General features: G+C 32.5%; 12 protein-coding genes. 4 read left to right on the forward strand and 8 right to left on the reverse strand.

The annotated features are described in order from the left end of the window. Positions 1–80: 80 nt before the first annotated feature. The 3 genes from AB8U03_RS13685 to AB8U03_RS13695 form a co-directional block, all read right to left on the reverse strand. Positions 81–1,805 (reverse strand): acyl-CoA dehydrogenase family protein, encoded by a 1,725-nt coding sequence (locus AB8U03_RS13685; RefSeq protein WP_369705119.1) that lies wholly within the window; start codon positions 1,803–1,805, stop codon positions 81–83. Positions 1,806–2,040: 235 nt separating this feature from the next. Then, entirely contained in the window at positions 2,041–2,196 is a 156-nt protein-coding gene (locus tag AB8U03_RS13690; protein WP_369705173.1) for a penicillin-binding transpeptidase domain-containing protein, read from the reverse strand. A 241-nt stretch (positions 2,197–2,437) separates the two neighbouring features. After that, positions 2,438–2,950, reverse strand: coding sequence for a DUF2127 domain-containing protein (locus tag AB8U03_RS13695; protein ID WP_369705174.1), 513 nt, complete (start codon positions 2,948–2,950; stop codon positions 2,438–2,440). 455 nt (positions 2,951–3,405) lie between these two features. Between AB8U03_RS13695 and AB8U03_RS13700 the strand changes: the two genes are divergently transcribed. Continuing rightward, a complete protein-coding gene (locus tag AB8U03_RS13700) occupies positions 3,406–4,707 on the forward strand; it encodes a PIG-L deacetylase family protein (protein WP_369705120.1) in 1,302 nt (433 codons plus the stop codon). A gap of 151 nt (positions 4,708–4,858) precedes the next feature. On the opposite strand, the gene AB8U03_RS13705 is transcribed toward AB8U03_RS13700, so the two are convergent. Both AB8U03_RS13705 and AB8U03_RS13710 read right to left on the reverse strand, forming a co-directional pair. Then, the gene (locus AB8U03_RS13705; RefSeq protein ID WP_369705175.1) at positions 4,859–5,533 is read right to left on the reverse strand and encodes a polysaccharide deacetylase family protein; all 675 of its coding nucleotides are present in this window, start codon (positions 5,531–5,533) and stop codon (positions 4,859–4,861) included. 104 nt (positions 5,534–5,637) lie between these two features. Beyond that, positions 5,638–6,162, reverse strand: a complete 525-nt coding sequence (locus tag AB8U03_RS13710) for a DUF2127 domain-containing protein (protein WP_369705121.1) — start codon at positions 6,160–6,162, stop codon at positions 5,638–5,640. A 249-nt stretch (positions 6,163–6,411) separates the two neighbouring features. Between AB8U03_RS13710 and AB8U03_RS13715 the strand changes: the two genes are divergently transcribed. From AB8U03_RS13715 to AB8U03_RS13725, 3 genes are all read left to right on the forward strand, one after another. After that, positions 6,412–6,828, forward strand: coding sequence for a MerR family transcriptional regulator (locus tag AB8U03_RS13715; protein WP_369705122.1), 417 nt, complete (start codon positions 6,412–6,414; stop codon positions 6,826–6,828). 66 nt (positions 6,829–6,894) lie between these two features. After that, positions 6,895–8,331, forward strand: a complete 1,437-nt coding sequence (locus AB8U03_RS13720) for an MFS transporter (protein WP_369705123.1) — start codon at positions 6,895–6,897, stop codon at positions 8,329–8,331. Between the two features lie 128 nt (positions 8,332–8,459). Next, on the forward strand, positions 8,460–8,666 hold the full coding sequence (locus AB8U03_RS13725) for a TOBE domain-containing protein (protein ID WP_369705124.1): 207 nt from the start codon (positions 8,460–8,462) through the stop codon (positions 8,664–8,666). Positions 8,667–8,829: 163 nt separating this feature from the next. On the opposite strand, the gene AB8U03_RS13730 is transcribed toward AB8U03_RS13725, so the two are convergent. Genes AB8U03_RS13730 through nifB form a run of 3 tightly spaced genes read right to left on the reverse strand, consistent with a single transcriptional unit; the run spans position 8,830 to position 13,445 of the window. After that, positions 8,830–9,627, reverse strand: a complete 798-nt coding sequence (locus tag AB8U03_RS13730; RefSeq protein WP_369705125.1) for a homocitrate synthase — start codon at positions 9,625–9,627, stop codon at positions 8,830–8,832. 25 nt (positions 9,628–9,652) lie between these two features. Further along, a complete protein-coding gene (locus tag AB8U03_RS13735) occupies positions 9,653–10,693 on the reverse strand; it encodes a homocitrate synthase/isopropylmalate synthase family protein (protein ID WP_369705126.1) in 1,041 nt (346 codons plus the stop codon). A gap of 58 nt (positions 10,694–10,751) precedes the next feature. Then, positions 10,752–13,445, reverse strand: coding sequence for a nitrogenase cofactor biosynthesis protein NifB (gene nifB, locus AB8U03_RS13740; protein WP_369705127.1), 2,694 nt, complete (start codon positions 13,443–13,445; stop codon positions 10,752–10,754). Positions 13,446–13,455: the final 10 nt, after the last annotated feature.

Here is a 13,455-nt window from a genome sequence, read left to right on the forward strand (position 1 = left end):
AAACTACTACGCAATAAAGTCTAACTTATTGGGGTCATATCATTACTTAATTGTGTAACAGCTCCTTTATATTTAAATTTCTACAGACCTTTTTCTTTTAAAATTCTATTAAGAACAGGCACAATTTCGTACAAATCACCCACAATACCATAATCGGCATTTGAGAATATAGGTGCATTTTCATCAATATTAATGGCAGTTATGATCTTTGCATCACGGATACCGCCCAGATGCTGAATCTGACCGGATATTCCTATAGCCATATAAAACGATCCCTTGAATTTCTGGCCGGATATTCCTACAAACCTATTCAACGGCAGCCATTCCCTTTCTTCAGCAAAAGGTCTCGAACAACCAAGTTGTGCTCCCATACTTTGAGCCAGTTCCTGTATTATGGGCAAATCATCTTTGGAAGCCAGTCCAAGTCCTATGCTGCATACTCTATCCGCCTCTCCAATATTATCACCCAGATGTACAGCGGAATTGCTTTCAATTTTCATATTCTCACTGTCAAGATAGCTTAAAAATTTGTGTACTTTTTCTTCTGCGGTTCCTTCTTTTATAATAACTCTCTTGCGATTTCCCGTTATTGCTTTTGATGCTGATTTTTTTGCTGCTACATCAGCGGTATTGCCAGCAGTATTTTCTGAAGAAGTTTTTTTAGGTTTTCCCAAAATAGAATTGGAAATAACCAGTTTTTGGATTTCATTTGTACCCTCATATATTGTACATATTTTAGCATCACGATACATACGTTCCACGGCAAATCCCTTTATATATCCAGAACCTCCATAAATTTGGACTGCATCATTGACAACTTCCAGACAAATATCAGAAGCATATAGTTTTGCCATGGCTGATTCAGTTCCGTAGGACTCATGCTCCTGTTTCAATACAGCTGCACTGTATACCATGAATCTTGCTGCACGAATTTTGGTAGTCATATCAGCAAGTTTAAATGCAATAGATTGCTGTCTTGAAATAGGTTTGCCAAATTGAATTCTCTCTTTAGCGTAATTCAGTGCTTTTTCATAAGCTCCCTGGGCAATCCCAAGCGCCTGTGCAGCAATTCCTATACGCCCACCCTCTAAAGTCATCATGGCAATTTTAAAACCTTCTCCTTCTTTTCCAAGAAGGTTTTCCTTAGGTACTTTTACATTATGAAAGAGCAGTTCAGCTGTAGCAGAGGAGCGAATACCCATTTTATTATAGTGTGTACCAAAAGTAAACCCTTTCCATTCCTTCTCCACAATAAAAGCACTTATACCTTTGGTTCCAATTCCCGGCGTTGTGACTGCAAATATTACATAAGTATCAGCATAGCCTGCATTTGTAATGAACACCTTAGCACCATTAAGAATATAATAATCGCCATTTAAAACGGCTGTAGTCTCTGTTCCGCCAGCATCACTGCCAGCATTTTCTTCTGTCAAACCGAATGCACCAATTTTCTTTCCGGAAGCTAATGGAGTGAGGTATTTTTCTTTTTGATTTTCTGTTCCAAATTCCATAATGGGCCATGATGCCAATGACACATGTGCCGATAAAATAACACCTACCCCTGCATCTACCCGAGACAATTCTTCCACTGCAATGATATAACTCAATACATCTTTGGCAGCTCCTCCATATTTTAATGGATATGGAAGCCCCATAAAGGATAATTGGCCCATTTCCCTTACGATTTCTTCTGGGAACATATTTTTTTCATCTAGTTGAAATGCAATTGGTTCAATTTTTGTTTCAGCAAATTTTCGAATAGTATTTTTAATGGATTCCTGCTCCCCAGTCAATTTAAAATTCATAAAACCACCTCCTGTTGTAATATTATTTCGTTGAATATAACTAAGACCTCTAGGAAACTTCAAATTTCTCAATTAGTCTACATATTTATAATTCTACAAAAAACCTTAAAATCATTTTTTAAACAAATATTTTATCAATTATTTTTGGTTAATTTGATATTACTTATTGAGGTTCTGGTTACCAGTGTTTTTATTTGAATTAAAATAGGAAGTATATATATTTTTTGCTATCTGGTCAGCCTGATCCCTGACCTCCATCAAATACAACTACACAAACAGATATCCGTGGATTATCAAGAGGCGCATATCCTACATATTCAGCATAGTCAATTCTTTCAATTTGATCCTGGTTTCCCAGACTTGCAGTACCAGTCTTTCCTGCTGTCTTTATAGGGAATTTAGCAAATGTTGCTTATGCAGTACCCTTTTCATTAACTGCTGCCAGATTCGAAACACCAATTCCAGTATTTTCTACAACTTCAGGCTTTGTCTGTTCTATAACTTTTCCGTTAGGATCCAAAATCCTATTTACAAGATGTACTTTATACCGTGTACCACCGTTTGCAAGTGTAGCAACATAATTTGCCTATACTGATAAACAACTTTTAATATTTTACAATTCTATTTCTTAACTATTCCTTGGTTAGCCTTTTATATACTACATTATTTCTTCTATTCTTATATTCTAGAAATGTTAATATTATCATTATAATGTCAAAAGCAGTTAATAACATAAGCCATATTGAATAGTCAATCATATAACGATATGTTTGATAAAAAATAAATAAAATAAGAGAAACTATTGTAAGTGGATAAGACCACATCTTTTTTCTCCAAATCATAATAATAAGAAATAATTTTATGATTCCATGTGACATTAAATAAAAGATGACAAAATGTTGACTGCTTAGAGAAAAATTAGATACCATATTCATAGCAAAATTTACAATAATATCTTTAGGATTTTCTAATAATTCATGCTGTACTAATGGAATAACCACATCATTCAGTCTATTAGGATTTAAGAATACCAATAATATTCCACCTGTGATTTCCAGTATTCCATTAATCGCCTTTAACAACATCCCAATTTCAAAGCTTTTATGAACTATGTTATTTCCCTTATTAGAATTACTATAATACATCATTGTTTTTTCTCCTTGTCAACCTATATTAAGTATTTAATCATATTATATAATTGCTCTTATTAAATTTATTTGAAGTTATATTAAAATTAATATCTATCACTTACTGACAGCTATCATATTAACCTTATATTATTAAAAAACTATTTTATTTATATTAAATATTTATTAAAAGCAAAGATCTGAAGTTAATTTTAACCTGATTTTAATTTTTATCTTAAATAATATAATATATAATTGATAATTATTATGGCAATTGAGAAAATTTATTTTCTCTGCTTTTAATTTCTTATAATAAAAATACTCTTAAATTTATATGTTATAGAAAGGCAACCTATATGAGAATATTAAAGTTAGTAAAAAAACAAATTATAATTATACTAACTATTATTACAGCTTTTATTATTATTTTCTTTTCTAAAGAATTTATTCTAAATTACTTTCTTAGATTTAACATGAATAATTTACAATTACCACCAAAAGGATCAAGGGTATTAATATTCTCACCGCATAATGATGACGAAGTATTGGGAGTTGGGGAATTCATAAAAAAATCTATAAAGAATGGCGCTAAAGTAAAAGTTGTATTGGTCACTAATGGGGACGGCTTTAAAAGTGCTCTGCAATTAGATTATTTTAATTTATTTCCCAATCAGAAAGATTTTATAAAATTCGGTTATACAAGGCAGCAAGAAAGCATTAATGCACTGCATCAACTCGGTTTATTTAAAAAAGATATAATATTTTTAGGATATCCAGATGGTGGAATTTCACAGCTGTGGAATTCTAATTGGGATAACAATAATCCGTACAAAAGCAATTTTACTCAATCTACTAGATCCCCCTATAATAACAGCTATACAAAAAATACCATCTATTCAGGAGAAAACTTATCTTCTGATATAATAAATATAGTAAAAGAGTACAAGCCTGATTATATAGTTATGCCTCATCCAAACGACAGGCATCCTGATCACTGGGCCGTTAATGCATTTGTTCAATATAGCCTAGCTTCTATGAATTATACTCCTAAAAAACTGTGGTTATATCTTGTACATATGGGAGATTGGCCAACGCCACTAAAAAAGAATACCTCTCTTTATTTATTGCCGCCAAAAAAATTGACCGGAATAGGTACTAATTGGTACAAACTAAATCTAAGCAATGATGATATAAACGAAAAATCTAAAGCACTTCAAAATTATAAAACTCAATTTAAGACATTGAAACCACTTATAGATGCTTTTGAAAGGAAAACCGAACTTCTAGGTGAATGTCCAGATTCAAAGATTCAAAAACATAAAAAAAGTGATATTGGAATAAGTCCTCAAAAGAATAATGAAATAATCACCGACCCAATACAAGATACTTTAAGTTTAGAAATAAACAGAGATGCAGATATTTCTCATGTGTATGCAGAAATATCCAAAGAAAATAATCTGCATGTTTTTTTACGAACAGACTTAGGCATTGACAAGTTTACCACATATGGCGTCAATATGATATTGTTCCAAAAAGGGAAAGCTTCCAAATTCAATATTGAAATTAAAAATAAAAAATTAATATTAAGGCATACTTCAAGTATTCCAATAACAAATGTAAAGGGAATAAAATATTTCGTATACCATGGACTTATTCATATCATTATTTCTTATAAAAACACAGGAAATTTTGACCATATGTTTATAAATGCATCAACTTCTATAGGAAATCATTTACTGGATAAAACTGCATGGAAAATGGTTGATATAAGCTAAAAGCATTTGTTATCTGAAATTATTACGATTGTTCGAATTTTTGACGGCAAAGAAAAACTCCAGTTGAATTGCTGAGGTTTTTCTTTTATATTGGGATTTAACTTCATAATATGTTATTTTATGTGTATTTCCCTATATCAAAGAAATAATATTATTTCTTTGATATAGGGAAATACAGTTCTGGAGTATTATTGGTAATAATTTTAAATTCATAACCCTCTTGTTTATAAAAATTTATTATTCTGGGAAGAGCTTTACAAGTATTTTTATGCATATAATCGCAATGCATAAGCAATATAATAGCGTCAGGCTTATTTTTGCCTTTTGTAGCCTGCCTAAAAAGCTTTTCTGGCGGAGTCTTCGCATTTATCCCATCAGAAGTTACTATATTCCAGTCATATATTTTGTAATTATATCCATGTAATTTCTGAAGCATATCTTTATTTAAATGTTTTCTACTGCCTTCAGGAAACCTTATTATATTAGGTTCTATTCCCACAACTCTATTTACCTCTTCACGTGTATTATCCATTTCTTTTATAAAAGCATTCTGACTAGAATATATTTTTTTTCTTTTATGAGTATAAGTATGAAGCCCTATACTATGCCCTTCATCATATATTCTTTTTACAGTAAATTCATTTTCTTTAATCTGATTCCCTATTAAAAAAAATGTTGCCTTGACATCTTTTTCTTTTAATATATCAAGAACTTTATCAGTCATTGAACTTGGTCCATCATCAAAAGTTAGATATATTTCTTTTTTACTGCAAGCTATACCTGCTGCTGTTACAGTATTTAATCCATATTTGCCTTGAAAGCCTATACAATTTGTTATTAACAAAATGATTATAAAGATTAAACAAATTATAAAGCCTAGGGCAATTTCTCACCCTAGGCTTAAAATTCTAGTTTCTTTACATTTAAATATCATCTAGTATTATTTCTCACATTACTGTACTCAATCAATGTCAATATTATCATTATAATATCAAAAACAGTCAGCACTATAAGCCCTGCAGAATAACTAACTATACAACGATATACCTGATAAAAAATGAATAACAGTAAAGAACCTACAGTCAGAGGATATGCCCAAATCTTCCTTTTCCAAAGCATGATAACAAGAATTAATTTTATTATTCCATGTGACATTAAATAGTAAATACCAAAATGTTGATTATTTATAGAAAAGTTAGATGCCATACTCATAGCAAAATTCGCAATAGCATCTTTAGGATCTTCTGATAATTCATGCTGTGTTAATATAACAATTATTCTATTCAGCCTATTGGGATTTAAAAATACTAATAATATTCCACCTATGATTTCTAGTACTCCATCAATTCCCTTTAGCAATATTCCAATTTTAAAACTTTTATGGAATGTGTTGTTTTTTTTGTTAAACATTTTTATTTTTAATATAATGTTATTAAATCTCTCATAGAATATCATTTGTTTTTCCCCTTTAATATTGTGATATTTAAAACTCCTTATTATTATTATTATATTTTATTATATTTTATTAAATATTTATTAAAATATCATTAAAATACATCTTTAATTACATTTTAAAATAATTTTTATATTTTTCTTTAACAAAAGCTCCAAGGATTCCATTACCTTGACGTTAACGTCTAGAAGTAGTATAATTTATTTTTATTACATAAATATATTTGACTTAAAATTGAAGAAGGCGATATTATGAATCATGATAATTATAAAATAGAGGAAGTAGCTTTAAAAACCAAGCTGACAAAAAGAACTCTCAGATATTACGAAGATGTAGGTTTAGTAATTCCCAAAAGAACTGAATGCGGCTACAGATTATATACTGATGAAGATATAGGAAAAATTGAAAGAATTAAAGATTTAAAAAACAGTCTGGGTTTTTCTCTAAAAGAGATAAAAAACTTAATGATGATTAAAATTTCAGTAGCTGACATGATTGAGGGCGGCAGCAATAGAAATACTGATAAAATACATAAATATATTGAAAGTATAAGATCACAGATAAATTCTATAAATGAAAAAGAAAAATCTTTAGAAAGAATAAAAAAGCGATGTTATGATCTGCTAAATAAATTGAAGAAATTGAATGACAATACATACAACATATAATCTATATCCATAGAGTTTTTAGAAATATTACTCTATTTTCAATTATAAAATGGGGGATGAAATAAAATGAAAAAGCCAGGTTATAAATGGATTGCTCTTTCGTGTACAACTATAGGAGCTCTTTTTTCTGTGTTAAGCGCAAGTACACTCATGATTGCGTTGCCTGTAATTATGAAAGACCTAAATTCAGGTATAGGTATAATAATGTGGACAATAATGGGATATATGTTTTCACTGACTATTTTAGTACCTTCTATTGGCAGAATAGCAGATATGTTTGGGCGGAAAAAATTATATGTTTCAGGGTTTGCCTTATTTACAGCAGCATCATTATTTTGTGCATTATCTTCAAATGGAGTTCAGCTTTTAATATTTAGGATGATACAATCTATAGGTGCCTCCTTTATGATTGCAAATAGCACTGCAATCATAGCAGATGCTTTCCCAAAGGGAGAACTTGGAAAGGCACTTGGAGTAAATTCCATGGTGGTAAGTGTAGCAGCTGTTATAGGTCCAATTCTTGGAGGATTTTTAATAAATTTCGGCTGGAGAAATATATTTTATATAAATATTCCTATAGGAATTATAGGAACTATCTGGGCTGCGGTATCTCTTAAAGAGATGAAAGAAACTTCTAATCATGAGAAATTCGATTTTAGAGGTACATTTACCTTCACTTTTGGATTGTTCTCATTACTTCTTGCCCTTACTATAGGAGGATTTACACAGTGGCTCAGCAAATCTGTAATAATATTATTTTCAATTGCAATATTGCTAATCAGTTCATTTACCTACATTGAAAATCACACAAAATATCCTATGCTGGATATGAGACTTTTAAAGACAAGACTTCTTGCTTTTGCCTATGCAAGTACACTTTTAAATGGTATCGCAAGAGGTGCTGTAACTTTTCTTCTCATATTTTATTTTGAAGGTGACAAGGGAATTGATCCCATTGCAGCTGGTATATTTCTATCACCCTTTGCAATTGCCATGATGGCCATGTCTCCTATAAGCGGGTGGGTTTGTGATAAATATGGTGCGAGAATATTGAGTTCAGCAGGTCTTCTTGTTTCTGGTTTAGGTTTGATTGGTTTTATGAAAATAAGCACAACCTCCTCCATGTCCACTTTAATAATCTGTATGGTAATTACGGGAATTGGATCTGGAATGTTCTTTTCTCCAAATACCAGTGCTATAATGGCAAATGTACCAGCTGATAAAAGAGGAATAGCAGCAGGCGTAAGAACTATGTTCAACAATGCGGGAATGGTACTTAGTATAGCTATATCAATGGCTATAATTTCCTCGAGTATATCACCTGCTGCCATGCAGGCACTTTTTGTGCATTCCCATGTTTCTTCAGCCAGCATTGCCTCCACCCAATTTATAAGCGGACTTAGAATGGCTTTTACAATTTCTTTTTTCTTCAGCTTATTTGCAGCTTTTATATCCTATTTGAGAGGCCCTGCACCAAAATGGAATTCCCAATCAGCTAATTAGACTATTTTACAACTTGCTAGGCAGATATAGAATTAAATAAATGTTTAATTCTATCTGAATTTTATGTATAATTAAGTCATAATAAGAAAAACTCATAAATATAAAATAAAAATAAAGGAGGTAGAACTATGAAACTCAGTGCAAGGAATCAATTAAAGGGAAAAATAATTGAAATCAAAGATGGGGCTGTTAACGGTGAGGTTATAATAGACATAGGAAATGGAAACAAAATATGTTCTATTATAACAATGGATTCAATAGCAAGTCTAGGACTTAAGGTTGGATCTGAAGCTACAGCAGTAATTAAAGCCTCAAATGTAATGTTGATGGCCTAGTAAAGTAGATTATATGTTACAATTTATTTTGAAATTACTATAGGATTACGTTCCTGTAGTAATTTCCATTATAGTACGGAAATGAACATAGATTTGATTTTTACAGAATCTACGCTCACTCCTGTAGGTTCCCATATTATCTTTACTGCTTTTTATTCTCTGCCTATATCATTTTTCTTATTTCATTCTCCATGCTAAGCATTTTGCTAAAATTTTCAGAAAACAGTTTATCTCTCTCAATTACATTTAATACCTGCATAAATTTCAGGAAATCACAGTTCCCGGCCCTTTCACCTATACCAGTTACAGTACAATCTACAAATTTAGCTCCAGCCTCAGCTGCTCCAAGGGAATTTGCGAGCGCCATTCCAAAATCATTATGGGTGTGTATTTCAATTTCTACAGGCACTTCCTGCATCAATTTTTTTATATTATAAAATATTTTCCTTGGATAAGATATTCCTACCGTATCGGAATACCTTACTCTTTTAATTCCCATTTCAGAAACAGTACCACAGAGTTCAATTAAAAAATTTATATCTGATCTGGTGGCATCTTCCATTCCTATTGTTACCTCAAAACCCTTGTGAAGTGCATAAGCAGCACACTTTTTTATACTGTTCAAAACCCATTTTTTATCTTTCCCCAGTTTGGAACTAATCTGCAAATCAGATGTTGGAATGGATATATGAATTATGTCAACACCGCAATCTATGGATGCATCTATATCTTTAATGTTTGCTCTGTTCCATGAAGATATCCTGCTTTTTAACCCCAGTCCTGCAATTTTTTTAATACTTTCCTTTTCATATCCACCCATAGCTGCGGAGCCTGCTTCTATTTGATAAATTCCCATATCATTTATCAGCTTTGCAATTCTCACTTTTTCATTTATTCCAAGGGCTATACAGGCTTTTTGCTCACCTTCTCTTAAAGTAGTATCAACTATCTTTACATCCATAATTACACCTTCCTTCAAATAAACTTTATTTCAAGCAGGTATTTTTAAAATCATTGAACATTTTGATCAATTCATCATCCAGAATATTTCTCTTGAGCTCAGTACTCATTTTTCTGACTTTGTTCAAAAATTTTTCCATATCCATACCTTCATAATCTACATTGAGCTCCTTCAATTTAACCATAACAGCCTTTTTCCCCGAATGTTTACCTATATACATAGTCCTTGTTTCACCTACATCACAGGGATTATAAGGCTCGTAATTGTCAGGATTTTTTTCTATTCCATCCACATGAATGCCCGATTCATACTTAAAAATGTCTTCTCCTATTACAGCCTTCATGGGAGATACTTTTTGGCCTGTAAGCTTAACATAAACATATGCTGCTTTTGCCAATGATTTTAAATTACCGTGAAATTCTCCATTTTTTATAATTTTAAGTGCTAAAATAACTTCTTCCAGAGGTGCTAGATTGTAAATTTGTCCATTAAAAGCTGTAGTTATAGAATCAGCCCCGTCAACACAGGTTTCCAAGCTAATAGAAGTAGCCATATAATATTTGTTGCTTGCACAAAAATCAACATAAACGGAAAATCTATCTTTTATACTTTCTATAAATCTGCTCCAGCCTGATAAATTGTACTTTACTACATCTTTTACTCTAATACACACTACGTTTATATTATTGAATATCCTATCACATTCTTCTATAGCGATTTTATCTAAATCTTTAATACTGACTTCAAACATTATTTTCTTGCTTTTTAATTTTTGTAAAGAATTTTCACTCATGGATTTAAATTTTTCATAACTTAAAACAATGTATTCAAATTTTTGTGCATCGAATACATTTTCAAATCTGTATATATACCCTGTGCCTTCAGGAAGTTCTTTAATTTTTCTAAGTACCTCCTGATTTATCTCTATAAAGTCAACTCCTATATCCTTAAGAAGTGCAAGAAATTCTGATGTCAATTTGAGATCAATGTTTTTACTTTCTTTCACAATTTCATTCAATGTTCTGTCTATGATAATTTTCCTATGCTTTTTTATTATAATGGACATTTTGCACCCTCCTCATTCAATTCACAGTGCACAATTCACAATTCACAATTGAAAGTTATCAGTTATCAGTTTGAGTACTAGATGATACTTGAAGTTCAGTATCTTTTTCAAATTCTTTTGCAGCTTTCACTATTGCCTTGTTTATGGAATCGTACATTTCCATTACTTTTATATTTTTTGCCTCCAATTTTTCTCTGGGCTCGTCTCCAATTCTCAATACAATTACTCCGTCACAGTCTTCTATGGTTCTTATTATTTTGAATATTTTATCTTCCTGATCTAAACAATCATAAATGCCTGTACAGTACTTATCCACATTTCTTTTTTCCAAAAGCCTTATTGTCCCTTCATCATAGGAATATATATAAAATTCATCAGCGTGTCCAAAATGCTGATCTATATTAATTCCTGACTTTGATGAAATCGCAAATTTATACCTTCCACCTTTAGAAACAAGTTTTTCAGGTTCATTTTTTTCAATTCTATCGGAGCACATGCTTTTGCAGCTTTCACATCCTACATTTCTAAAATCTATAGAACGATCCTCTGACAGGGTTCCTATAGCATCTGCCCTGCACTGTCTGCAGTGATACATCTGTTTTATATCCACTTCGCATTTTTTTCTCATTTCATTCAACTCTGCATTTGAAACAAGAGGCAGATCTTCAAATCCACTTCCCTGTACCGGTATCATCTGCATTATATTGGTCATATATGCTCCACATTCCTTGACTTTTTTCACAATCTCTTTTATATGACTGTCATTTATTCCTTTTAACATAACAGTGTTCACTTTACATATTATACCTTTGGAACAAAGATACCTAAGTCCTGTCAGCTGATTGTCAAGAAGTATCTTCGCACCTTCTTCTCCTGTATATTTCTGCCCCAGATAATTTACTTCCCTGTATATTTTTGCACCTATTTTCTCATCCACAGCATTTATTGTAACTGTAACATGGGACACTCCAAGATCTACCAACTGATTTGCATAAAAGGGAAGCATAAGTCCATTTGTTGACATACAAAAAGTGGTTTCAGGTGAATACTTCCTTATCAATTCAAGAGATTTTTTCACTTCATCAAAATTTGCAAGGGCATCTCCGGGACCGGCTATACCGACTACAGTCAAATTCTTCATCCTGCTCTTTACGACCTTGAATTTTTCAAGGGCTTCTTCAGGACTCAGCACTCCGCTTGTAACTCCCGGTCTGCTTTCATTTGCACAGTCATATTTCCTGCTGCAATAATTACAGCTTATATTGCATTTCGGTGCCACGGGTATATGCATTCTCGCAAATTTGTGTGCATTGTCTCCAAAACAAGGGTGGGTACATGTCTTGTCCTCTGCAGGCTTTTCTTTCTTCTTCAGCTCTGCCATAGGTGCATAAAAATCATCATATGCCTTCTGCCTGTAAGTGTTTTGCGTGTGTTCAAGAACTGCATTTGCTACAGAATCTATCAAAAAAGATGATCCATTGTATCCAGTTATGACCTGCCTCTGTCCCCCTACCCTGTCGTGTATAGGAAATCCTATCCTTATTAATTTCAGCCCAAGATTTCCCGCCATTCTTCTTCCGTCAGAATTTCCAATCATCAAATTTATCTTCAGTTTTTTCGCATAACTTTCCATTGTACCAAAATCCGTATCGTCCAAAACAACGGAGTCCTCTTTTTGAACTTTGAGTTCTTCTTTTAGTCTTCGACGGAGTTCAAGATTTTTAGATCCCATTGCAGCCATCTTTATGAGTATTCCATTTTCAAGACACAATCTTGAAAATGAATACACAAGTTCCGGTTCTCCATAGAGAAGTATTCTGGCTTCCCCTGTATACTTATGATTGTCAATCATTGCATCCAAAAACCTTCCCCTTTGAAGTATATATTCTTCAGGTATGGGCTTTTGGGCCAATTTAGATATCAAATCCACAAACTGATTCGTATTTCTAAATCCAATAGGTATAGGACACTTATAAAGAGGCACATTATACTCTTTTTCAAGATAAATTCCAGGCGATTTGTCATCATCCACAGTAACTCCCATTTCAATGGTAGCTGCTGCCCCAGACATTTTTCTGATATCCTCTATTTTTGTACCACCTTTAGGTATCCTTCTGTATTTATCATTATGTGCTGAATCGAGGGTATTTGACACATCCGGCAAAATGGTATATCCAACTTTAAAATCATCAAGCATCCTCTTTATATTCCTCACATCTCCTGGATTCGAGTTGGCACATATTATGTTGAGCTTATCTGTTTTTTCAGATTTCTCACAGACCTGCTCCACAATACTTCTGAGCACTGTATAATATCCTTCCGCCTGTGTTGCCCCGTAACCCGGCGTAGAAGCAGTTATTATCTTTACTCCCCTGATCTTTTTATTGTCCTTTTCCTCTTCATAAAATTCTTCTATTATCCTTTTTGTATCTTCTCCTATGGTCTCTGCAAGACAGGTTGTCATTACTCCTATAGTAGTTGGATTGTACATCTTCATCATATTCTTGAGACCTTTTTTAAGATTTTTCGTACCACCATATACAGTGCCCTGTTCGGTAAGAGCAGATGATGCTATGTCAACAGGCTCGTTGTAGTGAGTTGCCATATGTCTTCTTATATAAGTACTGCATCCCTGAGATCCGTGTAAAATGACCATGTTGTTTTCTATTCCCTTAAAAGCCATGACTCCTCCCATGGGCATGCACATTTTACACGGGTTTATATCTACATTTACAAGTTTTTTATTGCTCATTCTAATCATC

The sequence above is a fragment of the Clostridium moutaii genome (genome assembly GCF_041205085.1).
Classification (GTDB): domain Bacteria; phylum Bacillota; class Clostridia; order Clostridiales; family Clostridiaceae; genus Clostridium_B; species Clostridium_B moutaii.

Excerpts from the sequence above, each read along its gene's own strand:
- AB8U03_RS13735 (WP_369705126.1), bottom strand. The coding sequence starts at position 10,693 with ATGTCCATTATAATAAAAAAGCATAGGAAAATTATCATAGACAGAACA.
- AB8U03_RS13685 (WP_369705119.1), bottom strand. The coding sequence starts at position 1,805 with ATGAATTTTAAATTGACTGGGGAGCAGGAATCCATTAAAAATACTATT.
- nifB (WP_369705127.1), bottom strand. The coding sequence starts at position 13,445 with ATGAGCAATAAAAAACTTGTAAATGTAGATATAAACCCGTGTAAAATG.
- AB8U03_RS13715 (WP_369705122.1), top strand. The coding sequence starts at position 6,412 with ATGAATCATGATAATTATAAAATAGAGGAAGTAGCTTTAAAAACCAAG.
- AB8U03_RS13700 (WP_369705120.1), top strand. The coding sequence starts at position 3,406 with ATGAATAATTTACAATTACCACCAAAAGGATCAAGGGTATTAATATTC.
- AB8U03_RS13695 (WP_369705174.1), bottom strand. The coding sequence starts at position 2,950 with ATGTATTATAGTAATTCTAATAAGGGAAATAACATAGTTCATAAAAGC.
- AB8U03_RS13710 (WP_369705121.1), bottom strand. The coding sequence starts at position 6,162 with ATGATATTCTATGAGAGATTTAATAACATTATATTAAAAATAAAAATG.
- AB8U03_RS13725 (WP_369705124.1), top strand. The coding sequence starts at position 8,460 with ATGAAACTCAGTGCAAGGAATCAATTAAAGGGAAAAATAATTGAAATC.
- AB8U03_RS13730 (WP_369705125.1), bottom strand. The coding sequence starts at position 9,627 with ATGGATGTAAAGATAGTTGATACTACTTTAAGAGAAGGTGAGCAAAAA.
- AB8U03_RS13720 (WP_369705123.1), top strand. The coding sequence starts at position 6,895 with ATGAAAAAGCCAGGTTATAAATGGATTGCTCTTTCGTGTACAACTATA.